The 26399-nt window shown below is 29.9% G+C and carries 29 protein-coding genes and 1 pseudogene; 7 read left to right on the top strand and 23 right to left on the bottom strand.

The window, feature by feature from the left end:
• Positions 1-12 precede the first annotated feature (12 nt).
• The 13 genes from VJY38_RS07920 to pduL are packed head-to-tail and all read right to left on the bottom strand — an operon-like array spanning position 13 to position 8935.
• On the bottom strand, positions 13-2226 hold the full coding sequence (locus VJY38_RS07920; RefSeq protein ID WP_353680150.1) for an LUD domain-containing protein: 2214 nt from the start codon (positions 2224-2226) through the stop codon (positions 13-15).
• Positions 2227-2228: 2 nt separating this feature from the next.
• Positions 2229-2759: an LUD domain-containing protein gene (locus tag VJY38_RS07915; protein ID WP_353680149.1), complete on the bottom strand. Its 531-nt coding sequence runs from the start codon at positions 2757-2759 to the stop codon at positions 2229-2231.
• On the bottom strand, positions 2752-3927 hold the full coding sequence (locus VJY38_RS07910) for an acetate/propionate family kinase (RefSeq protein WP_353680148.1): 1176 nt from the start codon (positions 3925-3927) through the stop codon (positions 2752-2754). The genes VJY38_RS07915 and VJY38_RS07910 overlap by 8 nt, the downstream gene beginning before the upstream one ends.
• Positions 3928-3929: 2 nt before the next feature.
• Positions 3930-4718: a class II aldolase/adducin family protein gene (locus tag VJY38_RS07905; RefSeq protein ID WP_353680147.1), complete on the bottom strand. Its 789-nt coding sequence runs from the start codon at positions 4716-4718 to the stop codon at positions 3930-3932.
• Positions 4719-4762: 44 nt separating this feature from the next.
• Entirely contained in the window at positions 4763-5038 is a 276-nt protein-coding gene (locus VJY38_RS07900) for a EutN/CcmL family microcompartment protein (RefSeq protein WP_353680146.1), read from the bottom strand.
• Positions 5038-5301 carry a EutN/CcmL family microcompartment protein gene (locus tag VJY38_RS07895; protein ID WP_353680145.1) on the bottom strand — a complete coding sequence of 88 codons (264 nt, stop codon included), beginning with the start codon at positions 5299-5301 and terminating at the stop codon, positions 5038-5040. The genes VJY38_RS07900 and VJY38_RS07895 overlap by 1 nt, the downstream gene beginning before the upstream one ends.
• Positions 5298-5582: a EutN/CcmL family microcompartment protein gene (locus VJY38_RS07890; protein WP_353680144.1), complete on the bottom strand. Its 285-nt coding sequence runs from the start codon at positions 5580-5582 to the stop codon at positions 5298-5300. The genes VJY38_RS07895 and VJY38_RS07890 overlap by 4 nt, the downstream gene beginning before the upstream one ends.
• A gap of 2 nt (positions 5583-5584) precedes the next feature.
• Positions 5585-5860: a BMC domain-containing protein gene (locus tag VJY38_RS07885; protein ID WP_353680143.1), complete on the bottom strand. Its 276-nt coding sequence runs from the start codon at positions 5858-5860 to the stop codon at positions 5585-5587.
• Between the two features lie 24 nt (positions 5861-5884).
• Positions 5885-7300, bottom strand: a complete 1416-nt coding sequence (locus VJY38_RS07880) for an aldehyde dehydrogenase family protein (protein WP_353680142.1) — start codon at positions 7298-7300, stop codon at positions 5885-5887.
• 10 nt (positions 7301-7310) lie between these two features.
• A complete protein-coding gene (locus tag VJY38_RS07875) occupies positions 7311-7607 on the bottom strand; it encodes a BMC domain-containing protein (RefSeq protein ID WP_353680141.1) in 297 nt (98 codons plus the stop codon).
• A gap of 9 nt (positions 7608-7616) precedes the next feature.
• Positions 7617-7898: a BMC domain-containing protein gene (locus VJY38_RS07870; RefSeq protein ID WP_353680140.1), complete on the bottom strand. Its 282-nt coding sequence runs from the start codon at positions 7896-7898 to the stop codon at positions 7617-7619.
• Between the two features lie 42 nt (positions 7899-7940).
• Positions 7941-8234 carry a EutN/CcmL family microcompartment protein gene (locus tag VJY38_RS07865; RefSeq protein ID WP_353680139.1) on the bottom strand — a complete coding sequence of 98 codons (294 nt, stop codon included), beginning with the start codon at positions 8232-8234 and terminating at the stop codon, positions 7941-7943.
• Between the two features lie 2 nt (positions 8235-8236).
• A complete protein-coding gene (gene pduL, locus VJY38_RS07860) occupies positions 8237-8935 on the bottom strand; it encodes a phosphate propanoyltransferase (RefSeq protein WP_353680138.1) in 699 nt (232 codons plus the stop codon).
• Positions 8936-9244: 309 nt separating this feature from the next.
• On the opposite strand from pduL, the gene VJY38_RS07855 reads away from it, so the two are divergent.
• The 6 genes and pseudogenes from VJY38_RS07855 to VJY38_RS07830 all read left to right on the top strand — a co-directional run.
• Positions 9245-10285, top strand: a complete 1041-nt coding sequence (locus VJY38_RS07855) for an NAD-dependent epimerase/dehydratase family protein (protein WP_353680137.1) — start codon at positions 9245-9247, stop codon at positions 10283-10285.
• A gap of 64 nt (positions 10286-10349) precedes the next feature.
• On the top strand, positions 10350-11393 hold the full coding sequence (locus VJY38_RS07850) for a 1,9-bis(guanidino)-5-aza-nonane synthase (protein WP_353680136.1): 1044 nt from the start codon (positions 10350-10352) through the stop codon (positions 11391-11393).
• A gap of 115 nt (positions 11394-11508) precedes the next feature.
• Positions 11509-11709, top strand: coding sequence for a hypothetical protein (locus VJY38_RS07845; protein ID WP_353680135.1), 201 nt, complete (start codon positions 11509-11511; stop codon positions 11707-11709).
• Between the two features lie 57 nt (positions 11710-11766).
• Entirely contained in the window at positions 11767-12357 is a 591-nt protein-coding gene (locus VJY38_RS07840) for an HNH endonuclease (protein WP_353680134.1), read from the top strand.
• Positions 12354-12581: a hypothetical protein gene (locus VJY38_RS07835; protein WP_353680133.1), complete on the top strand. Its 228-nt coding sequence runs from the start codon at positions 12354-12356 to the stop codon at positions 12579-12581. Before VJY38_RS07840 ends, VJY38_RS07835 begins: the two co-directional genes overlap by 4 nt.
• Positions 12582-12591: 10 nt before the next feature.
• Positions 12592-12846: pseudogene (locus tag VJY38_RS07830) on the top strand (hypothetical protein); the annotation flags it as partial.
• Positions 12847-13172: 326 nt separating this feature from the next.
• Here the strand turns inward: VJY38_RS07830 and mdh are convergent.
• The 6 genes from mdh to VJY38_RS07800 all read right to left on the bottom strand — a co-directional run bounded on the left by mdh (position 13173) and on the right by VJY38_RS07800 (position 20115).
• Positions 13173-14138, bottom strand: a complete 966-nt coding sequence (gene mdh / locus VJY38_RS07825) for a malate dehydrogenase (RefSeq protein ID WP_353680132.1) — start codon at positions 14136-14138, stop codon at positions 13173-13175.
• An 81-nt stretch (positions 14139-14219) separates the two neighbouring features.
• Positions 14220-14633: an ATP-binding protein gene (locus tag VJY38_RS07820; protein WP_353680131.1), complete on the bottom strand. Its 414-nt coding sequence runs from the start codon at positions 14631-14633 to the stop codon at positions 14220-14222.
• Between the two features lie 58 nt (positions 14634-14691).
• Positions 14692-16626: a hypothetical protein gene (locus tag VJY38_RS07815; RefSeq protein ID WP_353680130.1), complete on the bottom strand. Its 1935-nt coding sequence runs from the start codon at positions 16624-16626 to the stop codon at positions 14692-14694.
• A 3-nt stretch (positions 16627-16629) separates the two neighbouring features.
• A complete protein-coding gene (locus VJY38_RS07810; protein WP_353680129.1) occupies positions 16630-17625 on the bottom strand; it encodes a fibronectin type III domain-containing protein in 996 nt (331 codons plus the stop codon).
• On the bottom strand, positions 17612-19009 hold the full coding sequence (locus tag VJY38_RS07805; RefSeq protein WP_353680128.1) for an MBL fold metallo-hydrolase RNA specificity domain-containing protein: 1398 nt from the start codon (positions 19007-19009) through the stop codon (positions 17612-17614). The genes VJY38_RS07810 and VJY38_RS07805 overlap by 14 nt, the downstream gene beginning before the upstream one ends.
• A 47-nt stretch (positions 19010-19056) precedes the next feature.
• Positions 19057-20115, bottom strand: coding sequence for an AI-2E family transporter (locus tag VJY38_RS07800; RefSeq protein WP_353680127.1), 1059 nt, complete (start codon positions 20113-20115; stop codon positions 19057-19059).
• A gap of 150 nt (positions 20116-20265) precedes the next feature.
• Here VJY38_RS07800 and pta point away from each other — a divergent pair, with 150 nt between their 5' ends.
• Positions 20266-21249, top strand: coding sequence for a phosphate acetyltransferase (pta, locus tag VJY38_RS07795; RefSeq protein ID WP_353680126.1), 984 nt, complete (start codon positions 20266-20268; stop codon positions 21247-21249).
• A gap of 45 nt (positions 21250-21294) precedes the next feature.
• Here the strand turns inward: pta and VJY38_RS07790 are convergent, their stop codons facing one another.
• The 4 genes from VJY38_RS07790 to rlmB all read right to left on the bottom strand — a co-directional run bounded on the left by VJY38_RS07790 (position 21295) and on the right by rlmB (position 26381).
• Entirely contained in the window at positions 21295-22629 is a 1335-nt protein-coding gene (locus tag VJY38_RS07790) for an asparagine synthase-related protein (RefSeq protein WP_353680125.1), read from the bottom strand.
• A gap of 51 nt (positions 22630-22680) precedes the next feature.
• Positions 22681-24312 carry a cobalamin-dependent protein gene (locus VJY38_RS07785; protein WP_353680124.1) on the bottom strand — a complete coding sequence of 544 codons (1632 nt, stop codon included), beginning with the start codon at positions 24310-24312 and terminating at the stop codon, positions 22681-22683.
• Positions 24313-24324: 12 nt separating this feature from the next.
• Positions 24325-25425: an NAD/NADP octopine/nopaline dehydrogenase family protein gene (locus VJY38_RS07780; protein ID WP_353680123.1), complete on the bottom strand. Its 1101-nt coding sequence runs from the start codon at positions 25423-25425 to the stop codon at positions 24325-24327.
• 221 nt (positions 25426-25646) lie between these two features.
• A complete protein-coding gene (gene rlmB / locus VJY38_RS07775) occupies positions 25647-26381 on the bottom strand; it encodes a 23S rRNA (guanosine(2251)-2'-O)-methyltransferase RlmB (protein ID WP_353680122.1) in 735 nt (244 codons plus the stop codon).
• Between the last annotated feature and the right edge of the window lie 18 nt (positions 26382-26399).

Here is a 26399-nt window from a genome sequence, read left to right as displayed (position 1 = left end):
AAAAAATCGAGTCTACACTTTAAGTATTCTGTTTAAAAATACAACTGGATGATATACATCTTTCACTTTACTGAAACTACTTAATTGTTCTCTGCACGAAATTCCATTTGCAAGTATAACAACATCATCTAAATTATTATAATGAAGTTTTAGCTGGTCAATTAATTGCAATCCTAAATTCTTACTTATATCATAAAAATGTTTTTTATATCCAAAACTTCCTGCCATTCCACAACATTCCTGAGTAGAGATCTGCATATTAATACCAGTTCTATTAAAAAATTCTATTACCGAACTTTTCTCGTATAATGATCTCATTTGACAGTGTTCATGATAAAATATTTTTTTCTTATTTATTACAATATGATTTTGAATTTGCTCTACCAAGATTTCTCTTCTATCAATTAACATATTAAGATATTCAAAAATGTCATAGCATCTGGAATTAATTAGACCAAACAAGTTATCATCTTTTATAAATTTTTTATAATCATATTTTATCATTGTTAAAACACTTGGTTCTATAAAAAGAATATCATAACCTTCATCAATTAATTTCTTTAGATACTGCGATGTTCTCGATGCAAATTTTTCTGTAAGTTTAATTAGACCCTGTGAATAAGAAGCTCGACCGTCATCCATTACTTTGCTTATCACAGGATTCAATCCTAATTTTTCTAATAATTCACAAGTCTCTAATCCAACTTGTGGATTGTTATAGTTAGTATAAACATCAGCAAAAACTATTATCTTTTTTGATTTGAGTTCAGGATGATCAATTATTGCATGAACATTTATTCTTCTTTTGAATAATTCACTGAAGGTATTTTTTGAAAATTGTGGGATAGTTCTTTCCTTTGCTAAATTCATTAAATCGGTTATTAAATTTTTTATCAAATTCAAATTGATAATACGATTTATGAATGAAGGTGCTATTGATGCAATCTTAGCAAGATATGAATAATTAGCAAAGAAAAATTTTTGTAAAGAGAAGAGATTCTTTTTATATAATCTATCTTTTATTATTGAATTTAATTTTGGAATATCTATTTTCACTGGACAATTTGGAATGCATCTGCTACAACCCGTGCACAATTCAGCAAATCTGGCTTTTTCCAGGTTGTGTGTTGTAAGATAAGTCCATGCAGCACCAATACCACCAGTATAAACTTCTCCACCAAAAGCATGTCCACCAACAGTTTGAAAATTAGCACACACATTCATACATGCACTGCATCTTATGCAATATAAAGCTTCTTTTAATTCTTCATCTTTCATTAAATCTGTTCTACCATTATCAATTAATACCAAATAAAATTCTCTTTTTACATCATTCCTTCCATTAAAATTTCTAAGTGGTAAATCAATTGGCGGTTCTAATATATTTGTGTAACTTGTTAATAATTGTCCCGTTCCGCTTGCTGCCAGAAGTTGAATAAAAACACCAAAATCTTTTTTACTTTTAATTATTTTTTCAATACCAGCAATAGCAATATGAACAGCAGGAAGTTGTGTAGTTAGCCTGATGTTCCCTTCACTTTCTACTAATAAAATTGCTCCTTCTTCTGCTGCAATAAGATTAGCTCCAGAAATACCTATATCAGCAGATAAAAATTTGTTTCTTAAAATATCACGAGCAAATTGAGTTAATTCTTCTCCTGTGTTTAATGGTTTATCTGTAACAAAATGGTTTTTAAATAATTCAGAAATGCGTTCTCTTGATCTATGGATTGCTGGAGCAACAATATGCGAAGGTTGTTCCTTTGATACTTGAAGAATAAATTCTGCTAAATCTGTCTCAGCTACTTCAATATTACTTTTTTCTAAAACTGAGTTTAATCCAATTTCTTCTGATGTAATTGATTTTGATTTAACAATTAATTTTGCATTATGCTTCAAACAAATATCTTTGATAAATTCTGTAGCTTCATCTGGATTTTTTGCAATAAAAACTTTTCCACCTCTTGATTCTATAACATTCTTTAATGTTTGCAATAATTCCTGCGAGTGTTCAATAGACCATTCTTTAATCTGTCTTGCTTTTGTTTTAAGTTCTTCGTAATCACTTATTTTTTTAATTGCTAAATATCTTTTGCTATTAAAAGATTGAGTATTTCTCCTGATTGCATCGCTCTCAATATTCAAAGCCATTTCAATAGCTTTGAATAAATTTTCTTTGGAAGATTTATCAGCAACTTCTCGGGGATGAATAAAATAATCTTTCATTTTTATATTATAATTATATGCAAAATTCCAGGTCCATGAACTCCTCTTACAAGAGGACCCATATCTGCAGTAGCACTGCTACCAGTTATAATTGAACAACTACTTGTAATTTTTTTATCAAATAATTCATTATTAAAAAGATAATCGATACCAGGAATAATGTTTGTATTTTTAATTATTACAATATGATTTCTACACAGCATACTTATATAATTAGCTAAATGATTTTTAGTTGAAATACAAATAGAGCCCGTTGATGCAATTCCACAAAAAGCTGATGTTATACCAGTTCTTACAGATTTCAATTGGTCATCGGTGGGATTTAAAATAAAATTCTTTTTAGGAATCAAAGCACTAAATAAATCTTCATACAATTCATTTTCTACAGAGATTAAAACATCATCTTCATCTTTTAATATATTCAAAATTACTTCTGAAAATTTTGATTTCTCGTTTGATAAATTAGTTACAATTGCACTTGCAGCTTCAGCTTCTTTTATAAATTGATTTAATATATCTGAATGATTACTCATTTATGTTGTTACTCAAATAATTTTTTATTTCGCTTGCAACTATCAACTCTTCGTTTGTTGGAATTACTGCTATTTTAATTTTAGAAGATGAGTGCGATATGAGTCCTTCCTGTGGATTTTTAGCATTTTCATTATCATCAAGAAAAATTCCGATATTTTCCATATTAGAAATTATTTCTTTTCGTAGTGCAGGAGAATTTTGTCCAGCTCCACCTGTAAATACAATGCAATCTGCTCCATTTAAAATAGCAATGTATTCACCTATATATCTTTTAACATAATAAGCAAATGTTTTGAATGCTAATCTTGCTCTTTCATTCCCTTCGTTCATACTTTTTTCAATATCTCTAAAATCGCCACTAAAACCTGAAATTCCATACAAACCACTTTTTGACATCAAAATTTCTGAAACCTGATTTATCGATAATTTTTCTTTCTCCATTAAATACAGTAATGCAAATGGATCTATATCACCTGTTCTTTTTGCATTTAATAAACCTGATTGTGGACTCATTCCCATTGAAGTATCAATTGACCAGCCATCTTTAATTGCACATACTGAAGAACTTCCACCTAAATGACATGAAATAATTTTATTGCTGCCAAACAACTCATTGGCTCTTTTCCCAATATATCTATGTGATGCACCATGAAAACCATATTTTCTAATTCCATATTTTTCATAATATTCATAAGGGATACCATAGAGATATGCTTCGGGAGGAATATTTTTATGAAAATGAGTTTCAAATAATCCAATTAAAGGAATTGTCTTCAATAACTTTTGAAAAATTTCAATTGCTGTTATGTACACGTCGGTATGCAAAGGAGCAAGAAATCGATACTCTTTCATTGCATTAATAACATTATCATCTAATCTAACACATCCAGTAACACCTTTAGCAAGAACAGTTTTAAAGCCTACTGCAGAAATATCATTGAAGGGATAAACATTTTTTAATGTTTCAAGTGTTAGATTAATTGCATCATAATAATTTTTAATTTCTTTCGTTTCTACAACTTTATCATTGCCATTAAATCTATAAGTAAAAATACTTTCTTTATCCCCTATTCTTTCAACAGATGCTTGATAAATAATTTTAAAATTATCATCAAACAATTTACACTTATAAGAAGTACTGCCGGGATTGGCAATTAATATTTTCATTATTATTTCTCACCCTGTGATTTTAATTTATTTATAACTTTTTCTGTTACTTCTTTTATCAATTCATCTAAATCTTTATCCTGCTGTGACTGACTTTTAGGATTTAAATTAAATGGTGTAACATCACAACTTGCTACTCTTCCACTGAGTTTAAATTTTTCTCTTAAGCTTAATAATCGATCTCGTTCATATTCTGGCAAAACATTTAAATTACCTAATTGAATTGCTTTCCACACAATACTAGCTGTATGTTCTAAAGTTTCCATTTTATAATATGCATTTAATAAATCCGTACCCAATGATAATGCACCATGATTTTCAAGTAGAACAACATCTGATGTTTGTATATGTTCTCGAATTGATTCAGGAATTTCCATTGTTGATGGAAGACCATATTTTGCAATTGGAACTGCACCAATTACTATAACTGCTTCTGGTAAAACACATTTATTTAGCGGGATACCTGCTACTGCAAAACTTGTAGCATATTGTGGATGTGCATGAACTACAGCTTTAATATCTGGTCTTTCTTTATAAACTTCGAGATGCATTTTAATTTCGCTTGAAGGTTTATAGTTCGAACTACTGGAAATAACTTTTCCTGTATTATCAATTTTTATTATCATTTCTGTTGTCATAAAACCTTTACTTACACCTGTCGGAGTAGTAAGGATTTCGTTATCATTTAATTTAACTGTAATATTTCCATCGTTAGCTGCTACAAATCCTCTTGTCCAGATTCTTTTACCAATTTCTACAATTAATTTTTTTAATTCCCATTCACTTGCCATTTAAGTTCTCCTTAAAATTCTTTATCGTGATTATAAAAAATATTTTAATAATCTTTATAATCTATTTTATCAACAACAGCAATAATTAATGTTCTGATTGGAGCCAGATCAATTTTAAAAACACTTTTAGCTACGCCTGGAGCTCCACCACAAACAACAATATCATTTATACCGGCACCAATATAATCAACAGCAACCCATTCATTCCCATATTCAGTTCCATCTGGCATTACAGGTTGAACAACATAGACAATTTTTCCGTCATAAGCTTCATGTTTTATTGTAGATACCACTCTTTTCTTTACTTTAGCAAGAAACATTATGCAATCACATCTACTAATTCAACTATACTTGCATTAACAGGTGCAAAGCCACTATCAAAAGCTTGAGATGCATCTGTACTTGTAACATAAACAACTTTATCGCCAGGTGCTGCAATTCGTTTGGGATCGGCTACTACAAGTGGTTCATCAACAATTCTATCATCTGAAGAGACTGGTTGAACCAGATACATTCTACATCCATCAATTTCTTTTACTTTTCTTGTAGCCCACACAACACCGAATACAATACCAATTTTCATTTATTTTCAATTTTATTTGTTAACTGGATATTATCAATAATAGCTATAACCACAGCATCAATAGGTGCATTTTTGGTTTCTTCTGTCATTCGAGCAGAAGAGCCATAGGTTAATAAAACAGTACTTCCTTCGCCAGCTTGAACTGCATCGACTGCAACATGATAATTTTTTAATGGATTACCATAATGATCAATTTCTTTGCACAAAAGTAATTTTTTACCTTCCAGATTAGGATCCTTTTGTGTTGATACAATTGTTCCTATAACTTTTGCTATAATCATAATTATTGATTAAAAGATTTTCCTATTTCATCTACGGGTCTTGGTATTACAAGATGAGAAATTACTTCTCCAACTCTAGAAGCTGCACTAATGCCGGCATCAATAGCAGAGCGAACTGCTGCAACATCTCCTTCAATAACGAATGAGACATAACCGCTACCAATTTGTCTCCATTCTACAAGTTCAACATTAGCAGCTTTAACTGCTGCATCGGCTCCAATGATTAATGGAGCAATTCCTTTTGTTTCTAAAATTCCGATTGCATTTTTAGTGTTCATTTATTACCTCGTTTAATTTTCTTTTTAAATAAATCGAAAAGCACCGTGAGTCATAATTCTTCTTTTTCGTACAAAATCTAATGGAGTACAGATTCCTTCTCCAGTAGGAGTTGCAATTGTATGTGAAAAATAAGCCTCTCCCAAATCGCCACCATCACCTCGAAGTGTACCTCCATTAATTACCTGAACATCGCAATCAAGCATTCTTGTATAAATTGTTGCTCTATTCATATCTTTAGTAAATATACTGGCAGTATGTTTAAATCCATGTTCAGCTTCCAGAGCAGCTTTAAGACCATCATCAAAATTTTTTACTCTTACTACTGGAATACAACATGTCATTTGTTCAGTAACAACCCAGGGGTGATTTCTATCTGTCTCACCAAACAGTAAAGGTACACTTTCAGAAATTTCTAAGTTAATAGCTTTTGCCAAAAACTTAGCAGTTTTACCAACATAATCTCGTTTTATTATCCAGTGTTTACCATAAAGTTCTAAAGTTTTATTTGCAAGTTCATCCATCTGGCGTGTTGTTAATCTATAATTTCCAGCTTTTTCCATTTCATCCATAAAATTTTCGAAGACAGACTCGACTACAAAAATTTCTTTTTCGGCAATACATAAAATATTATTATCATAACTTGCACTCATTGTAATTTCTCTTGCTGCTAAGTTTAAATCTGCGGTTTCATCAATTAATACGGGTGGATTGCCTGGTCCAGCAGCAACTACTTTTTTGGGATAAGTCATAGCTAATTCAACAACCTGTGGGCCTCCGGTTACAGATAAAAGTTCAACATGTTTATGCCCGAAGAGAATTTTAGCTGTCTCTAAAGTTGGTTCAGATACACAGGTAACTAAATTTTCTGGTGCACCAGCCTCAATCATATATTTGTTGGCTAATTGAATTACTTTTGCACTTACTTTTTTTGCAGAAGGATGTGGATTAAATACAATTGTATTTCCGCCTGCAAGTTGAATAATAATATTATTAATAATTGTAGGTCCTGGATGAGTGCTTGGTGTAATATTTCCAATTACTCCAAAAGGGGCATATTCATCAAGTGCCAAACCATTTTTACCAGACCAAGCTTTTGGTTGCAAGAATTCCACTCCAGGACTATTTTTAGCCGCATTAATAAACTTTTGAATTTTATGATCAACTCTTCCCATTTTAGTTTCTTCAACAGTCATCTTAGCAAGTTCTTCTTTATGATCATAAGCCATCTGTCTTACTGCATCTATAAATTTTTTTCTGCATTGAATACTTCTTTCTTTATATTTCAAAAATGCATTATATGCAGCTTCAATAGCATCATTCATGTCTGAAAATACACCCAATTCACCTTTACTTTTAATAGATGAACTCTCCGTTTGAGTAAGAACACTTCTAACTACAGATTCAACTATTTGTCTTAATTGAGCTTCGTTTAGATCCATTTATAAACCATTATTGTTTTTTACTTTTTTCAATTGGTTGTAAAGGGAACTTTGGAATAAGTTTTTCTGAAGGTCTTGGAATTACAATTTCTGATTCTACTTTGCCTATTTGGGAAGCAGCTTGAACACCAGATTCCACTGCAGCCTTGACTGCAGCCACATCCCCTCTAATTATAATTCCTACTCTACCCCCACCCACTTTTATCCATTTACCAAGTTTAACGTTTGCCGCTTTTACAGCAGCATCTGCGGCCTGTATAGCAGCAGTAAAACCAATAGTTTCTATTATTCCCAATGCTGTTTCCATTTTATTCTCCTATTTTTCTAATCCAATAATTTCATAAACATCATCGTGAGCAGCAGGAATTACATTTGTGCAAAATAATTCGCCAACCTTAGCTGCTGCACTGGCTCCTGCTTCTACTGATGAGCGGACCGCCCCAACTTCTCCACGAACCATTATAGTTACATATGCACTTCCTATTTCTACTCTCTTTACAAATTCTACATTAGCAGCTTTAATCATAGCGTCCAGAGCTTGAATGGCTCCTGTATTGCCCCTGGTTTCAACAAAACCGAGTGCTACACCTTTTGACATTGTTTACTCCTTTATAAATTATAAAATAATTTTCAAAATAATCTAGTTAGATTTTTTATAAATAAATTCGTTATTAACACTAACAAGATCTACTATTCCAACAATCGAATAATCTGTTGCAACATTTTTTGTTAATTCAGTCATACGTGCAGAAGATGAAGAACAAATAATCACTACATCTCCTTCGCCTGCATTAACAGTATCAACACATACTACACTTTTATCTGTATCTTTTAATTCTTCGTTTAAAAGACTCACGATTAATAATTTTAGTCCTTTCAAATTTCCATTTTTCCTTGTTGAAACAATATTTCCTTTTACAATCCCTAATTTCATTTTTACATTTTTCCTAAAAATTCCGCATATGCTTCTCCACGAATATAAGCTGCATTTGCATCATCTGTATCCAGATGAACCTGCAATAACCAGTTTTCATGAGTTCTAATTAAAACATTTTCAAAAATAGTACTTTTTTCACTCTGAACACGAATTCTGCAATAATCCCCATTTTTAACTCCAAGATTTTCAGCATCTTTATTATTCATATGTATATGTCGATTAGCAATAATTGCACATTTCTCTAAATATATTGAACCATTTGGACCTACTAAAGTTAATGGTGCAGCATTCTTTAAGTCACCTGAATTAGTAATGGGGGGATCAATTCCCAGTGTAATTGCATCTGTAAAAGAAACTTCGACCTGATCATATTTTCTAAATGGTCCTAAAATTCTAACATTTGTAATACATTTTTGCTTTGGACCAATGATAGTTAAAGTACTCTTTGAAGCAAACTCTCCTGGTTGATAAAGTGGACGTAATACTTCAAATTTTTCATCAGCTCCAAAGAGTTTTTGGAATGTTTCTTTTGTTAAATGTATATGTCGGTTCGATACGCCTACCGGAATGTAGATATTTTGTGCGGTATATTTTCTCTTAAAACTTTTTTCTTTTTCCGAAATAATCTGTGAAATTTCATCAGCAATTAATTCGGCAATTTTACCTTTATAACTGTAATCTTTGACTAAATTTTGCATTAAAATAAATGATTTTTTTAATACTAAAAATTATTATAAAAACTATAAATAAAATATATGATATCGTTTTCGAAATCCTTTAAGTAAAATAAACTTTTCATTTTTATTTGTCAAGAAAATTTTAATTTTACTTCACACGAAACATAAAATTAGATTATTTTCATAGAATAAAATTTAATGTAAAATCCTTTTATTCTTACTTTTAGAATAAATCTTTTTCTAATAATTTATTTTGTCTTTAATATTTATCAATGCTAATTAGCTAATATTAATTACCATTTTATAAATTAAGAGAAAAAAATATTTACTATGCATTATTTAATTACAGGCGGCTCAGGATTTCTGGGAATAAATTTAATCAGGTATCTTCTGAGTAAAAATAATATCAAAATCACTTCGATTGATATTTCCGATTTTGTTTATAGTGATGTAAAATCAAAAATTAATATTATTAAAGGAGATATTAGAAATTCAGTATTAGTGGATAAAATATTAAGTGATGTCGATATAGTTATTCACGCTGCAGCAGCTCTTCCATTGTATGACAAAACCGAAATTTTCTCTACTGAAATTGAAGGAACAAAAATTCTTCTTGATAATGCCAAAAAACACAGAGTTAAAAAATTCATTTACATCTCTTCAACTGCTGTTTATGGTATACCCGATCATCATCCTTTAAATGAAAATGATAAATTATCTGGAGTGGGATATTATGGTCAGGCAAAAATAGAAGCAGAAAAAGTCTGCTCTGATTATCGCAATCAGGGAATGTGCATTCCAGTTTTAAGACCAAAGACTTTTATAGGTCCAGAAAGACTTGGTGTTTTTGCAATTTTATATGATTGGGCAAATTCTGGTAAAAATTTCCCGATAATTGGCAGTGGTAACAATAAATACCAGTTACTTGATGTAGAAGATTTATGTGATGCAATTTATAGTTGTTGTACTTTATCTTCTGAAATAGTAAATGATACTTTTAATATCGGAGCTAAAGAATTTTCTACTATCAAAGAAGATTTTCAATCTGTACTTGATTATGCTGGTTATGGAAAAAGAATTATAACATTACCTGAATTCCCTTCTAAAACTTTATTAAAATTTTTTGAACTTTTGAATATTTCTCCTCTTTATAAATGGGTTTATGAAACCATATCAAAAGATTCATATGTTTCGATAGAGAAATCGGAAAAAATTTTGGGATTCCAGCCAAAATATTCAAACAAAGATGCTTTAATAAGAAATTATAAATGGTATTTAAAAAATTATTATAAAATAAAAAATAAAAAGGGCATAAATCATACCTCAAGCTGGAATGAAGGTATATTAAAATTTATTAAGTTTTTCTTTTAATAATAACCATAAGTTTTATTGATAATTAATTATATTTGCAAACAAAAATAAAAAAGGAATAACTATGGCAACTAAAAAAGATTATCTACAGCAGGTAATTAAACATATAGACATTAAAGAGCACAACGTTGTAAAATTAGTTGATGCAATGGAGCACATGGCTTTCAGTGCAAGAGATTTAAATCGTGCAGCCAAAATTTATGATATGATGCTCAGAGATAATGACTGCACAGTAATTCTAACATTAGCTGGAAGTCTTTTTAGTGCTGGATTAAAAAAGGTTGTCTACGATTTAGTTTCTAATAATATGGTTGATGTAATTGTTTCTACCGGTGCAATTATGGTAGATCAGGATTTCTTTGAAGCACTTGGATTCAAACATTATATTGGTAGTCCCTTTGTTGATGATAATGAATTAAGAGAATTACATATCGATAGAATTTATGATACATTTATTGATGAAGATGAACTTAGAATTTGTGATGAAACAACTGCAAAAATTTTTGATAGTCTTGAACCACGTCCATATTCTTCAAGAGAACTTTTATGGCACTTTGGGAAATATCTTGATGAAAATGGCGGACCAAAAGTTGATGACTGTGTAATCTATGCAGCTTATAAAAATAATGTACCGATTTTTGTACCTGCATTTTCAGATTGCTCGGCTGGATTCGGAATTGTTATACATCAACACAACCATCCTGATAAACATGTTTCCTTTGATTCTGGGAAAGATTTTTATGAATTAACACAAATTAAACTACAAAGTAAAGAAACCGGTATTTTTATGGTTGGTGGTGGTGTCCCTAAGAATTTTACACAGGATATTGTTGTAGCTGCAGATATATTACAAGAGAATGTTCCAATGCATAAATATGCAATTCAAATTACTGTAGCAGATGTTCGAGATGGTGCTTTATCAAGTTCTACACTAAAAGAAGCAAGTTCATGGGGAAAAGTAGAAACAACTTATGAGCAAATGGTTTATTCAGAAGCCACTCTGGCAATGCCTTTAATTGCAGGATATGCATATCACAAAGGTGCATGGAAAAATAGAGAAAAAAGAGAATTACAAAAATTATTTACTAAAAAAGAAGTAACGGCGTAAATAATACTTTTGTTATTTTTCGTAAGACGTAAGCTGAGTACAACAATCCAGATTTAATATTATAAGGATTTTGAGTTTAGAAAAAGAAACAATATTTATCTGAAAAGATTTACAAATGGTTAGAACTAATAAAAATAAGTTTTTCAATTACAATTTCCCTAAAGAACATTGTGTTTTCAAAGATGAAGAGACAGGGGTTTTGCTTTATCAGGCAGATTGCTTAACATTAATGGATCTTCTTATAAAAAAATATCCAGAGGGTATCTTTGATAAGATATTTGTCGACTCACCCTATGGAGGTGTTCATTTGTTTTAGTATCAAAAATTTTAATTGAGCTCAATTTTAAGTGAGTTCAATAATAGAGAAAGAGCTATGACTTGGAAAGAATTTGTATATCAACAAATTATCGAATATTGTAATAGAATTGGTTCGCGAACTTTCTCCTTAAGGGATTTCTATACAGACAAAAAAGATCAATTTAGAGAATTCAGACCTAATAATTTTCATATACTGGAAAAAGTCAGGCAACAATTGCAGTTTTTGAGGAATGATGGATTAATTAGTTTTCTTGATAATTCTGGTCATTATACATTAAGAGGCATTGAATTGCTTGAAGTTGAGAAACAGGAAATAAAATCAATTGACATCTCAAAAGAAACACCTGAAAAAAAGGAATACATTATTGAGACTTATGTTAGGAATGTTAATTGGGCTAAAAAAGCAAAGGAAGTATTGGGTGATTTATGTTTATTTAAAAATTGCAACAATACTTTTATTAGAGACGATGGGACACGATATATCGAAGTTCATCATATAATTCCATTGTGTAAGGGTGGTGAGGATGGATTATGGAACCTTTCTGTACTATGTGCTCATCACCATAAGATGGCTCATTTTGCTGATATCAAAACAAGAATATCCATTGAAAAATTTTTATTAAAAGAAGTTAAATTAAGATTATGAAGAAAATGTTTATCACATATTTTGCTAAAAAGCAGGATAAGCTAAAAAAATATGTATCACTATTTAAAGAAACACATCCAGAAATTAAACAAAATATTTATCCCGAAAAGTTAATCATCCTTTTTGAGAAATATCTCGAGGTTTATGCCCATGCCTATTGTATGGATGTAAAAAAGGAAAGAAAAAAGACCGCAAGAATTTGTATAACCTTCTATGTGAATTAAAAGAATAAAAATAGCTACAAAATATCAACAAGTATCTGGCTCAGTTGATGAAAAACTACAAACCTGTGATTTTAAGAGAAAACAATACTTAAAATTAGTGACACCTTTAGACTTGAGAGTAGAATATGTTTATGTTTTAAGTGACTGGTTTAAAAAGCCTGAATATAAGGACGTGCTTGATTACATTCAGAGTGTTAACTGCCATTATAAGTTTAATGAGTTACCATTATCTTGGTTAGGATTACCAACCAAAAAAATAAATTAGCAGATTTTCAGTGCTCAAAATGGCTATAAGCCATTAAAAACAGTTCATAGCTGATAATCGTCGTGTGCAATATCTCGAAAATGCTTCTCCTTCTTTTAGTTGGGTTTAGCACAAAATGATAAAATTGACAAATTCGTTAGAAAGGAATCCGATAAGGTCACATTAACTGTAGAATTTTTAATACTTATTTTTATTTGAAGAATGTTATTAAGTATTAATATAAATAATTTCTGCAGGAGTCTCTCTTCATAAACTCCTGCAGAATTAAAATCAATTTACTTATCAGTTACCAATGAACTTCGAATTCTCAAATAATGATAAATTTTTTAGAAACCTAATCTTTCCATATCTGCTACAAGAGATTTAACAGCATTAACCGAATTATTTAACATTGCTTTTTCTTCTTCGTTCAAAGAAAGTTCAACTACTTTTTCAACTCCATTTTTTCCTAATACTGCAGGTACCCCAACATAATAACCATTAATACCATATTCACCATTTAGATAGGCACAGGTTGGAAGTACTCTATTTTCATCATTCAAAATTGATTTAGCCATTGCAATTGCTGCAGCTGCTGGTGAATAAAATGCAGAGCCAGTTTTCAACAATTTTACAATTTCGCCACCAGCCATTTTAGTTCTTTGAACAATTGCATCCATTACTTCTTTAGCTTTTGAAGCATCATTATATTTTCTTTCTAACAATTCCATTACAGGAATACCATTAACATTAGCATATCGAACAAGTGGAACCATTGTATCTCCATGTCCACCTAAAACAATAGCATTAACATTTTTAACTGAAACACCTAATTCCCAGGCAATAAAAGTTGCAAAGCGAGATGAATCAAGAACTCCAGATTGACCCATTACACGATAAGTTGGGAAACCACTAATTTTCTGGAATAAAGTTACCATCGCATCCAGAGGATTAGAAATAACAATGACAATCGAATTGGGTGCATGAGTTTTAACATTTTCTGCAACAGTTTTCATAATATTAGCATTGGTAACAAGTAAGTCATCACGACTCATACCTGGTTTGCGAGGTAATCCTGCAGTGATAATTACTAAATCTGCTCCTTCAATATCTTTGTAATCATTCGTTCCTTTAACAGAAACATCAAATAAATCAATACCTGCTGCCTCAGCAATATCAAGTGCTTTACCTTGTGGTAAGTCCTCAACGATATCATAAAGTACAACATCACCTAATTCTCTCTGTGCTATTAATTGAGTTAAAACTCCACCGATTTGACCCCCTCCTATTAAAGCAATTTTTTTTCTTGCCATTTTTACCTCTCGAATAATTAGATTTTTAGATACAAAATATAAATTTAATTTAGAATTTCATAGTTAAGAAATTCTCAGATATTATTTCAGATTTAATACTAAAACAGTCTCTGTTCCATCTTCTGAAAAATTATAATACAAATCATCAAGAAATGATTTCATGATATGAATTCCGCGTCCACTTTCTTTCAATATATTTTCATCTTTAGTTGGGTCAGGAACAGATTTTAAGTCAAAACCTTTCCCTTCATCTTTTATTTTAATTATCATCTTTTGTTCATTTACATCAATTGTAATTTTGATTTTCTTTTGTGGATCGCATTTGTTACCATGTATTATGCTATTAGAAAGAGCTTCTGAAAACGAAAGAGAAAGGTTATTAAACTTTTCTGGATTCATTCCTGATCTTTTGGCAATGTCAATAACAAAATTATCCAGTTCAGGAACAATTTCTGGAATGCTTTGAATCTCTTTATAATAGGTTTTTATAGACAAATAACTATCTCCTTATTCTTCAACAAAATTATTATTAGTTATATTTTATAGCAATTATTTAATACAATGTATAATACAATTTCATATTGAAATTAGCTATTTCTCGTTTTGAAAAGTTTTCTGTATTTACGAATTCATACCAGCCATATAATTTGAAATAAATATCTTTTGAAACTTCATAGTTAATATCAACTACAGGACCAACACTTTTATAGTTTGATAATTTATTCTTTTCCATTCCTTTTTTGAAATTATAAGTAGTTAATGAAAAATATCTTATCCCAGTTCCAAAAACAAAACTGTTATAATTAAAAATTATTTTTGGTTCAATATGTTGTTCACTTAAATAACGAAGTGGTTTACTTGAAAAACTTGACCATTGAAAATCTCCCTGTTCAGAAAGCTTTGTATATCCATATATTAAAAGAAAAAGATTTTTCTTTAACATTATCGAAGTTGAATCACGAAAAATAAATTGTCTGAAAGAATAACTTCTATAATTTGGATTGAGTTCTTCAAAATCAAAGACAGTATAATTTGCAGATACTTCAGCAATATTGGATGATGTAAATTTATCTGTATTTATTAAACCCCCAGATGAAAATTTTATAATTCTCTGAACATTATTATTTGAGCTTCTGGCAGAATAGATATAAACAATTTTATTAAAACTTCCTTCGAGATTTATAAAAGCCTTAAAGAGATGATTAAATTTTCTTTCAAATAAAATTCTACCCATAGTTAATAACTCATCACGGTCGTCATAATTTTCTTTTGATGGTGTATCATATTTTAATTTTCGATGAAATAAACTGATTATTAATTTATTGTTTGTTGTAATATTAAAAACTGAATTAAGCGATATATTTGCTATTTGAGAAATATTATTTTTCAATGCTTCCTGTCTTTCTCTTTCATTAAATGTAATCTCACTTAATCCTTCTATTTTTCTTGGCAAATGTTTTTCTTCTCTTTCTGAAAAAGAAAATTTTAAAGAAACATTTGCATCATCAAATTTATATTCTGCTGACGAAGTAAAATCAAGTTTTAATTCTTTTATTTTTGAATCGAACGATGTACTCGATAAACTTTTTAAGCTAACATACTTAGTATTTCTTTCAATATTTCTCCAGTATGTTCTTCCAAGTATTTCTATGGATAATTTAGAATTTTGTGGTGCTAATTTAATTTTGTCCTGCAGTAAATAAATAGTTTCATCACGAGTTTGAATATTATTGACTATATTAAATTCCTGCGTAGTAATTTCGTCTGCTACAAAATAAAAATCCTTTTTCAAATCTGTCATCAAAATAGATATTGTATTATTAAAACCTTCTTCAAATTTATTTTCAACATCAAGATTGAAATATCTAAGCAGATTTTTTCTTGGTGAAATATCTTCATTCTGAAATTTTAATAACGAATAAAAATTGAAATCGTGAAGTATTAAATTATCTATTAATAATTCCGAACCGTAGATAAATCCATCATCTTTTTCACCAATTTGATTATTTGATGAGAAACCACCATATGGAACAAAAGCAAAATTATTCGAAGGTTGATATTTAAGATACAATAAAGTATTCAGTGCGGTTGTTTTATTTATTGCTACCTGACGATTATCTGAATAATAATTATTCTTAAAAAATATTCCAGTCTGAATATTATCATTAATAAAATATTGACTAAGTAATCTCAGGTATTGTTCGTCTTTTATATTTTTTTGAATTGTAGAAATTACTGTTGAATTAAAATTCTCATTTATTCCCAAAAAATATCTGGGATTTTTTAAAAAGTATTTAACCTGAGTGTTAAATGAATAAGTATTCAATTGTTTGTCAACATTGTTATTCCAGATTCTGTAATTATAATTAGATGTAGAAAATTCTGAGCTATCTCGTTCTATTTGAGAAGATATAGAACGTGGAATAAATAAGGTGAGAATAAAGAAACCAGCAAAAAGAAGCTGAGTATTTTCTACATAGAACTTCATTAATCAAAAATTATATTTAGAATTATATGTAAATGTAAAAATATCACTCATACTATTTGGTTCACTATTTTGAGTAAATGTAAATATTCGCCAGTAATAGGTTCTATACGGTTGTAAATAAATATCAGATAATTTTATTGAAATAATTGTATCAACTTTTTCTGTATAAAAATCATATTCGTACACAATTCCATAAGCAGGATCACTTTGAATTACCAATTTATAATTTGTAGGTCTCGATACACCAATAAACTCAAATTTATTTATTGAATCTAAAATAGAATTATCAGGTGGATAAATTAATACAGGTTTATTCAATATTATATCAGATACTGGATTAGTAGGTTGACTCTTTAATCCACCTTTATCTATAGCAACAATAGAATAAGAATATTTTGTAAGTATATTTAATTGTTTATTATCAATGTAAAAATTTCTTGATACAGTATCTATCAAATTTTCAGGTATAATTTTCACTGTATCTGCTGTACTTCTATAAATCTCATAATGATGAATATCATTATCAGGCGATGGGCTCCAATTAATAAGAATGTACTTATCACTATCCAAATTTCTTGCATTAATTTTTACATATTGTGGTCTTAAAGGTTTATAAATATTTTTTGGTTGTGCTGAAACCATAATACTAAAACTACTTTCGCGATTAAATTTATCAACAGAAGTTATTTTATAATAGTACATAAAATAGTACATAATATCATAATCTAAGTTTTGATCAATATAGTAATTTTGAGTAACGAAATTAATTAATTGAAAATGTAGAGAATCATTCACACTCCTGTAAATATTATAACCATAAATATCTGGTTCATTATTTTTTTGCCAGGATAGACCAATCTGTCCATCAAATGCTGCATAAATTAATAAACCAATAGGTGCAGATGGGGGCATTCCATCATCTGATGATGTAATTTCTTCTCTATGACAACCAGACAAAATTATGAATAACAAAATCATTAACAATTTATAATTTAACACTCTCACCCCGTTCTGGTATTGAAATTGACATAAAACCAATTTCTTCGAGGTTAGATTTTAAAGATAATTGTTGATCATACTCACCATGAACAAGAAAAATATTTTGCATTCTACTTCTATCCAATTGCGAACAGTATTCAACTAATTCTTTTGCATCTGCATGGGCACTATATGAATCCATAACTATTACTTCTGCATTTAAATTATATTCGTCACCAAATATTTTTATTGTCTTTTCTCTATCTACAAGTTTTCGACCAAGAGTATTAACTGCCATATAACCAACAATTAAAATTATATTTTTCGGATTTTCTACATTATTAGCCAGATGATGAAGAATCCTGCCAGATTCACACATCCCAGAACTTGATATAATTATGCAGGGATCATTAATTGCATTTAAATTTTTTGAATCTTCGGTTTCAGTTATATATTTCAACTTATTAAAACCAAATGGATCTTCATGTTTTAAAACAAAATCACTAATTTCAAAATCAAAACATTCTGTATGTAAACGATAAATATTAGTTGCATTTACAGATAAAGGACTATCAACATAGACAGGTATTTCAGGAGCAATACCATTTTCAAAAATTTTATGTAATGAATATACAAGTTCTTGTGTTCTTCCGACACTGAAAGCTGGAATAATTATTTTCCCTTTTTGATTAATTGCTTTATTAATTACACTTGCTAATTCTTTTTCTGAATCTTCAATGCTTTTATAATATTTACCACCATAAGTACTTTCACAAATTAAAAAGTCAACATCTGGCATTTTCTCTGGATCTCTAAGTATAGGCATATTTTTTCTTCCTAAATCACCTGTAAAACCAAGATTAATTATAGTACCATTTTCATTTATTTTTAGAAACACCACCGATGAACCAAGAATATGACCAGCATCAAAAAAAGTTAGAAATATTCCGGGTGCAATTTCAAATTCTCGATGGTAATTAATCCCAACAAAATGGCTAATTGTATTAATTGCATCAGACTGTGTATAAAGTGGTTCAAAAGGATTTTGTCCCTTCTTTTTTCTCTTTTTATTTACAAATTCAACATCTTTTTCTTGAATGTGTGCAGAATCCAGAAGCATAATCGAAGCGAGATCTCGCGTGGCAAAGGTTGAAATAATTTTTCCATTAAAACCTTTTTTGATAAGATTTGGCAAATTTCCTGAATGGTCGATATGGGCATGGGATAAGATCACAAAATCAATTTCTGCTGGATTAAAAAATTCAAAATTTCTGTTAAGCTCAAAAGCTTCTTTTCTTTTTCCCTGAAATAGCCCGCAGTCCAATAAAATTTTTTTACCATTAGTTTTTATTAAATGCATTGAACCAGTTACAGTTTGAGTTGCACCAATAAATTGTATTTCCATAATAACTCCATTGAGGGAATAAAATGATTTTTTAATTGATAAGCTAATTATGTATGTATGATTTTATAATTTTTATATCCATAATAAAACTCTTTTGCTGCGGTCTTAATTACTGTTGCAGCAGGAACCATTAATAACATTCCAAAAACACCAAATAATTTACCTCCAATAAGAATTAATATTATAATGATTAATGGATGAAGATCAGTACTTTTTGAAAACACTTTTGGTTGTATAAAACCATTATCAATTGTATAAATAATTATAAACATAATAATAATTTCCGGTAGCATTGAGAAATTACCCAGTTGTACAATTGAAATAATAATTGCTGGAATGCCGCCTATAATTGGACCGAAATAAGGAATCAAATGACCAACCCCGGCAATAAAACCAATTGATGCTGCATTATTAATACCTAAAAAAGCCAGACCTATTGCTACTAATGTTCCTACAATTGAAGCATCCAATATCCAGCCACGAACAAATCTCCCAAGTTGTATTGAGATTTTTTTTATTACCCAGTATGAAACTTCAAAATATTTATTGGGCATAACATTAATAATGCCTTTGATTATTTTTCTATTATCTTTTAATAAAAAAAATGTAACAAATGGAACTATAACCAAAATTGCTATTACAGAAAAAATACTATATAAAACATCGCTTAAATTATTAACCCACCCAAACAAAAGATTTTGAAATTCATTTGAAATGCGATTAATAATTTTTCCTGTATCAAGGAAAGGAAATATTCTTTTCAATGTTACATTAACATTATTAAAAGCAGCTGATAAATTCTCAGCAGTAATTATTTGTGCTAAAGAATTTAATTGAGTAAATATTTTAGGAAGAATATGAATTGCAAAAAGCAATAATAATAAACCAATAGAGAAATACACAATTAAAACTGCCAGCAATCTATCGAATACTCTTCTTTCAATAAAGTCAACTAAAGGATTGAATATCATTGCAATAAGCAGTGATGTTATCATAATTGTCATTATATCAATAAATACAATAAAAAATAACAAAACAAGTATTAGAGAGATTATAATTAGAAAATATTTTTTTAATTGTAATTGTTGTGATATAGAGCTTAGCATAAATGAATTATGTATAAATTTTCACAAATATAATCATTACTTAATAAAATTATTATAAATTAATTACACTAAAAATCCTTTAAGGATATTAATATAATTTTATTTAAATCTATATTTGTATATTAAAAAATTTACAAATGGGATAATTTTATGGCAGAAATTGAATTACTAAAACAAATTAGAGAAAAAGCTTCTCAAAGAAAAAAAACAATAATCTTACCAGAATCGCATGACGAACGAGTATTACGTGCTGCAGAAATTTTAACTAAAGAAAAAATTGCATCAATTATTACTTTAGGTAACGAAGAAAAAATTAGAAGTGATGCAAAAAATCTCAAAATTGATTTACAGGGAATTAGAATTATTGACCCTGAAAAATCTGATAAGTTAAGCGATTTTGCCAATATTTTTTACAATTTAAGAAAGCACAAAGGTGTTACCATCGAACAGGCAAGAGAGACAGTAAAAAGAGATATCTTTTTTGCTGGTATGATGGTACGAGAAGGAATGGCACACGGAAGTGTATCTGGTTCAGTAGCTACAACTGCTGATGTTACACGTGCTGCTATTTTTTGCGTTGGATTAAAAGAAGGTATTTCTATTCTTTCAAGTTTCTTTTTAATGGTTTATCCAGATAAAGTTTATAGTTTTGCTGATTGTGCTGTTAATCCAAATCCAGATGCCAATCAATTAGCTGATATAGCTATTTCAACAGCAGATAATCACAAAAAATTAACTGGTGAAGAACCATATATTGCTATGCTTTCATTTTCGACAAAAGGTAGTGCAGAACATGAAATGGTTGATAAAGTTCGCCAGGCTACTTCTATAGTAAAAGAAAAAAGACCAGATTTAAATGTAGATGGTGAACTTCAATTCGATGCTGCAATTGTTGAATCTGTTGGAAAGAAAAAAGCTCCAGGTAGTAATGTAGCAGGTAGAGCAAATGTATTGATATTTCCAGATTTAAATTCAGGCAATATAGGTTATAAAATTGCACAGCGACTCGGCAAAGCAGAAGCAATTGGACCAATCAATCAAGGTTTGAAACATCCATTTTTTGATCTTTCAAGAGGTTGTAGTGTTGAGGATATAGTTAATACAGCATCAATTGCTTGCTTAATGGCTGAATAAAAATTGCTGTCCTCTTAAGTTTGGAGGACAGCATACTATTTATCTCTAAATAATTTTTGTTTTTCCCATCCAATCTAAATTATCCAGGTCACCAAAGTGTTCCTTAAATATTCTATAATACAAAAGTTCTTCTTTAGAATTTAATTCCCAGCCATTTTTTAATTTTCTTTCTTTTTGAAAATCTGAATCAGAAATTTTTTTATTTGCATATTCAGCAAGAATTTCTCCAACACCAGCTCCTTCCCAGAATTTTGCTTTGGCTCTATCAAATATTTCTTTTGGAAGTTTATCTTTCATCGATAATCTCAAAATCCATTTTTCTTTACCATTCATAATCTTAAGTTGTGGAGAAATCTTAAATGCAAATTCCACTACATCAGGATTAGCAAAAATTACACTTGCAGTAGTTCCAAAAGCAGCAGCACTTCTATCAACTCTTTGTAATGCTGTATTATGCAGTCTATATGTAATATCAATTAATTCATCATTTAGTTTTTTCAAGGGGATTTTTTTTAAGTAATCATACCCACCAAACAATTCATCACCACCTTCACCAGAGAATACATGTTCAACATAATTTGATGCTTCTTTTGACACAATAAAATTTGTTATACTGGATCTTATAAGCAACGCATCAAAAGTTTCGAGATGATAAATAACATCAGGTAATATTTTTATCATCTCTTCAGGAGTAACAATAATTTCATGATGAATAGATTTCAGATAATCACTCATTATCTTTGAGTATTCAAGATCTTGTGCACCTTTTACACCTGCAGAAAAAGTATATAATTTATCAACATATTGAGATAACAAAGATGCCATTATACTTGAATCAAGTCCACCTGATAACCAGCAACATGCCTTATTATCAGATACACTTTTTTTAATTTTATCATCAAGTAAATTAAATAATTGTTGTGCAATTATATTCTGTTCATAGTTCAAAGAGTGATCTGCTTTTACTTTAAAATACTGAACTGGTTTATTATCTATTAAAATAGTTCCCGGTAAAAGTTCTTTTATGTCTTTTGTAACTTCGAGCATAGCTTTAAATTCTGATGCAAAACATAAAGTACCTTCAACATTATATCCATAATATAACGGAGCTACACCTAATACATCTCTTTTTAATTGTAAAGTACCATCAATTTCTTTTGCTTCTGCTAAATGTTCTTCTCCAAAGTAATCTTTAACACAATTTTCTTTAATAAATGAATCAACATCTTTAGATTGTATACCGTTAGTAATTATTCCCATTGTAGAATATTTTGAAGAGAATATAATTTTTTTTGCATTGCCTCGATAAGAAATTTTATCAAGCATTTTATCGATTAACTTATTTTGATCTGGTTTATTTATTCCTGCTATACCTGCCATAATATCAACTCCTATACTATGAAGTAAAAATTTAGTCTTTAAAGAAATATTTTAATCTAAATATTCTTTCAATCTTTCTTTCTCTTTTAAAATGTTTCCATCATTATCTATTGCATACCACGCCCCATTGATTAAATTGGTTTTTATTTTACCACACAAATGAGGATTACCAATAAAATGAGGTGTATCTAGTATTCCTATTTTAATCGCCGAAGCTAATACTTTTGGATCGGACCAGGGATCGTTACTTAAATTCGCTCCAAAATTTTTTATTGCTCGCAGTAGAGTTCCTGCTTCTTCTTTTAGTTGATTTTTTCGCTCAATAATTTTTTCATCATTTGATACATCTGGCAAACCATGGAGTGAATTTTGAATTACACCATGAACTATATTACAACTTTCAATAAGTTCTTCTGGATATACTGCATGGTCTCCTTCGCAATATGCCACAACATGAAGTATATGTGGTTTAAGAGATAAACTAATCAATGCAGAAGCTGCAAGCTGACCTTTTGCAATTTGTGGATCAGGTGAAAAATGTGCGATACCAGCACGAACTTCTCGAATTATATTGAAATTATCATCTCTTAATTCTTCAATTAATTCATTCTTTGCCATCATTTTTGCTAAATCCATTTGTGGAGATGTTCCTGGTGGAGTGTTAAACATAAATTGAGCTACATAATTTTTAACTCCAACTTTTTTAGCATTGTATGCAGCAAGAAATGCCATAGCAACTGCAAGAGAATCGTGAGCATCACGTAAACTCCATTGATGCGATTCATTTACTTCAACCGGAATATTACGTTCTGCATACCAGCGCATTGCTTTTTGATTCTCTGCAATAGAAACTTCAAGTGGTCTTTTAGATCTTCCATCCATTACACTATACCAGGTTAATGGGATTGCTGCCCATGCATTACGAATTGTTTCGACACTCATTTCTGCCCATTTAATTAAATCATTTGTACCACTGTAACAACGCATTAATGGATAATTCCCACATCTTGATGCTTGATATAATGCAATCAAATCTTCTTTTTTTCTAACAGGCACACCACCTGCTCCGTTTAATTCTGGTTTCATTAATTCTGGATTGAAAAAGAATTCCTGTGCATTTTGATCTGTACCAAGTGATATAACATCAAGTACCTGAGCTTCAGATATTTTTTTAATCCCTTCAATTGTTTCTTCGAGTGAAGGTCTTCCAAAATGATGTCTTAAAATTGGGTATGGATATTTCTGATTTATTCTTTCCAAGAGTGTTTGAGGATAAATTTCGTTAAGATTTTTTTTCTGTGTCCCTCTTAAATAAGCTCTAACATCATCAAAACTTTCCGTTCCATCAAATATTTTTTCAAAAATATTTTTTTTACGAGCTATCTCGGCAACAGATGGAGTTCCTCCAAATATAAATTTAATATTTTGTGCTCTTTGATTGATTAATTCTTTCAACTCATCAAAAAGTTTATCTGCTACTTCAGGTGTAAGACGATAACTAACAGCAACAATATCAGGAGATAATCTATTAATCTCACTGAATAATCTTTCGAGTGGAACTGCAGGACCAAGAGAATAAGTTTTATAACCTTCCAGTTCCGCAATTCGAAGAAAATGATTTAGACCTCCAATGTGAACACAATTTCCAATTGCAGAACCAAGAATTAATTTTTTATTATTCATAAAATATTCCTTTTATTTTTCACCAATAGCCAGTAAACGAAGTTGTTTTAATGACATATCTTTAATATTTAGTTTTTCGACAGTTCTTCCTTGCTGCCAGTAATCTGTTTGTGTTAATATTGATGCAAGATGAATGATTGAATTAATAGTTGGTGTTTCAACTCCAAACTTTTTCCCAACAGAAGCTATTGGAACAAGGCTTGTAGGAACATCTTCAGTGATATATCTCATATTTAGTCTATTTGGAGCTTTAATACCACGATAACCTGGATTTGCTTTCATAGATTCATATAAATTATTTCCAACAGCGCTATAAGCAAGATATAGCCATTCACGAGCGGTTATTGATCGAATGCCCAGAGCTTCTGCAACTTTAACTCTTTCATAATCGACTTGTTCAAGAACTTTTGCAACAGACTGAGTAACTCCCTGATAATAAAATTCAAATTCTTCATCATCTTCTATCCAGCCTGCATTTAAAACACATAACGATGGATGGAAAACTGCACCAATATTATCAAAACTTGTTTTGAATATATTGTCACCCGGAACAAATTGAGGATATGCAACACGAATTCTTTTTATTACTTCTGGAATTAGATAAGCTCGAATTGAAGCCAGTGGTATGGAGTTTTTAATTCTAAAAATTCTAACCTGTCCTGGATTCATTGCACGTGATGCATAAATAAAAGTTTGTGCTTCTGCAATTATTACATCCTTTGTAACATTCAAACTATTTAATACCTGTCTAAATTCGAGAGCTCCAAATGTTCTTCCAGGATTCAAGATAATTATTTGACCATCTTTTAAGTATGGAGCCGAGATTTCAGCAATGTATCTGTGTGCAGTAGCAGGAACTACCACCATAATTATATCAACATCACTTATTGCTTCTTCGATATTAGTTGTAGCTATATTAACTTTTCCAAAACCATTTAGACCAAAATCACTTTCTATTCGAATACCTCCTGTTGTTTTGACTCCCCACAATCTTTCTTCTGATCGATTAAATAAATTAACCTGAAAGCCCATCAGAGAAAGATGTCCAGCCATTGCAAGTCCACCATGACCAGCACCAATTACAGCAAACTTTGGTTTTTCAACTGCTTCCATATATGTTCTCCAGTTAGTTTTATATTTCAAAATCAAAAAATGAATGATAAGAAAATCAGTAAATGAGAATAATATTTATTCTTCTCTCACTTACTCGAGGATATGTTATACTTTGTGATTAATAATAAAATTTTTTCTTAAATGCAAGAAAGGTGGGAATTATTAATGCCTCCTCTTCGTTAACAAAATCTCTTCTCAAAACATAATTATGTATTAAAAATCTACTGTAAATTTCTTTGTCTATTTATTTCGAACAATAGAATTCCTGTTGCAACAGAAACATTTAAAGAATTTATTTTCCCTCTCATTGGTATTTTAACTAAAAAATCACAGTTCTCTGCAACTAATTTATGAATTCCCTTCTCTTCATTTCCTACAATTAAAGCTACAGGCATTTTGTAATCTACTTCATTATAAAGTTTTGAATTTTCAGTTAATGATGAACCAACAATCCAGAATCCTTCTTCTTTGAGTAATTTAATTACACTATTAATACTATTCACTTTACAAATTTTTACATAAGAGAGAGCTCCAGCTGATGATTTTTCTACAGTTTCGTTTATCGGTGCTGTTTTGTTACTTGTAAGAATAATTCCATCCACACCTGCACATTCAGCACTTCTAATTATTGCTCCAACATTATGAGTATCCTGAATAGAATCGATTAAAAGAAGAAGTGGATATTTAGATTTTTTCGATTCATCAATTAATTCATGAATATCATAAAATTGATAACTTCTTTTTATTGCAATTACGCCCTGAGTATTTTTATTCCCGGCAAGTTTATCAAATTTTTCTTTTGTTAATTGAGAGATTTTTATTTTTCGTTTTTTTGCTGCAGTATAAATTTGATTAATTATCTCTCCGTGCTGTCCATAAGCAATATATATAACTTCAATATCAGCATCAGCATTAATTGCTTCGAGGACTGGTTTACGCCCATAAATTTTTAGCAATTTTATTCCTCGTTTTAA

The organism is Rosettibacter firmus, assembly GCF_036860695.1.
In the GTDB taxonomy this organism is placed as follows: domain Bacteria; phylum Bacteroidota; class Ignavibacteria; order Ignavibacteriales; family Melioribacteraceae; genus Rosettibacter; species Rosettibacter firmus.
This window is presented reverse-complemented; position numbering and strand designations above follow the sequence as displayed.

What these genes read in the sequence shown, in the direction of transcription:
- VJY38_RS07920 (WP_353680150.1), bottom strand. Translation starts at nt 2,226, where the DNA reads ATGAAAGATTATTTTATTCATCCCCGAGAAGTTGCTGATAAATCTTCC.
- VJY38_RS07915 (WP_353680149.1), bottom strand. Translation starts at nt 2,759, where the DNA reads ATGAGTAATCATTCAGATATATTAAATCAATTTATAAAAGAAGCTGAA.
- VJY38_RS07910 (WP_353680148.1), bottom strand. Translation starts at nt 3,927, where the DNA reads ATGAAAATATTAATTGCCAATCCCGGCAGTACTTCTTATAAGTGTAAA.
- VJY38_RS07905 (WP_353680147.1), bottom strand. Translation starts at nt 4,718, where the DNA reads ATGGCAAGTGAATGGGAATTAAAAAAATTAATTGTAGAAATTGGTAAA.
- VJY38_RS07900 (WP_353680146.1), bottom strand. Translation starts at nt 5,038, where the DNA reads ATGTTTCTTGCTAAAGTAAAGAAAAGAGTGGTATCTACAATAAAACAT.
- VJY38_RS07895 (WP_353680145.1), bottom strand. Translation starts at nt 5,301, where the DNA reads ATGAAAATTGGTATTGTATTCGGTGTTGTGTGGGCTACAAGAAAAGTA.
- VJY38_RS07890 (WP_353680144.1), bottom strand. Translation starts at nt 5,582, where the DNA reads ATGATTATAGCAAAAGTTATAGGAACAATTGTATCAACACAAAAGGAT.
- VJY38_RS07885 (WP_353680143.1), bottom strand. Translation starts at nt 5,860, where the DNA reads ATGAACACTAAAAATGCAATCGGAATTTTAGAAACAAAAGGAATTGCT.
- VJY38_RS07880 (WP_353680142.1), bottom strand. Translation starts at nt 7,300, where the DNA reads ATGGATCTAAACGAAGCTCAATTAAGACAAATAGTTGAATCTGTAGTT.
- VJY38_RS07875 (WP_353680141.1), bottom strand. Translation starts at nt 7,607, where the DNA reads ATGGAAACAGCATTGGGAATAATAGAAACTATTGGTTTTACTGCTGCT.
- VJY38_RS07870 (WP_353680140.1), bottom strand. Translation starts at nt 7,898, where the DNA reads ATGTCAAAAGGTGTAGCACTCGGTTTTGTTGAAACCAGGGGCAATACA.
- VJY38_RS07865 (WP_353680139.1), bottom strand. Translation starts at nt 8,234, where the DNA reads ATGAAATTAGGGATTGTAAAAGGAAATATTGTTTCAACAAGGAAAAAT.
- pduL (WP_353680138.1), bottom strand. Translation starts at nt 8,935, where the DNA reads ATGCAAAATTTAGTCAAAGATTACAGTTATAAAGGTAAAATTGCCGAA.
- VJY38_RS07855 (WP_353680137.1), top strand. Translation starts at nt 9,245, where the DNA reads ATGCATTATTTAATTACAGGCGGCTCAGGATTTCTGGGAATAAATTTA.
- VJY38_RS07850 (WP_353680136.1), top strand. Translation starts at nt 10,350, where the DNA reads ATGGCAACTAAAAAAGATTATCTACAGCAGGTAATTAAACATATAGAC.
- VJY38_RS07845 (WP_353680135.1), top strand. Translation starts at nt 11,509, where the DNA reads ATGGTTAGAACTAATAAAAATAAGTTTTTCAATTACAATTTCCCTAAA.
- VJY38_RS07840 (WP_353680134.1), top strand. Translation starts at nt 11,767, where the DNA reads ATGACTTGGAAAGAATTTGTATATCAACAAATTATCGAATATTGTAAT.
- VJY38_RS07835 (WP_353680133.1), top strand. Translation starts at nt 12,354, where the DNA reads ATGAAGAAAATGTTTATCACATATTTTGCTAAAAAGCAGGATAAGCTA.
- mdh (WP_353680132.1), bottom strand. Translation starts at nt 14,138, where the DNA reads ATGGCAAGAAAAAAAATTGCTTTAATAGGAGGGGGTCAAATCGGTGGA.
- VJY38_RS07815 (WP_353680130.1), bottom strand. Translation starts at nt 16,626, where the DNA reads ATGAAGTTCTATGTAGAAAATACTCAGCTTCTTTTTGCTGGTTTCTTT.
- VJY38_RS07805 (WP_353680128.1), bottom strand. Translation starts at nt 19,009, where the DNA reads ATGGAAATACAATTTATTGGTGCAACTCAAACTGTAACTGGTTCAATG.
- VJY38_RS07800 (WP_353680127.1), bottom strand. Translation starts at nt 20,115, where the DNA reads ATGCTAAGCTCTATATCACAACAATTACAATTAAAAAAATATTTTCTA.
- pta (WP_353680126.1), top strand. Translation starts at nt 20,266, where the DNA reads ATGGCAGAAATTGAATTACTAAAACAAATTAGAGAAAAAGCTTCTCAA.
- VJY38_RS07790 (WP_353680125.1), bottom strand. Translation starts at nt 22,629, where the DNA reads ATGGCAGGTATAGCAGGAATAAATAAACCAGATCAAAATAAGTTAATC.
- VJY38_RS07785 (WP_353680124.1), bottom strand. Translation starts at nt 24,312, where the DNA reads ATGAATAATAAAAAATTAATTCTTGGTTCTGCAATTGGAAATTGTGTT.
- VJY38_RS07780 (WP_353680123.1), bottom strand. Translation starts at nt 25,425, where the DNA reads ATGGAAGCAGTTGAAAAACCAAAGTTTGCTGTAATTGGTGCTGGTCAT.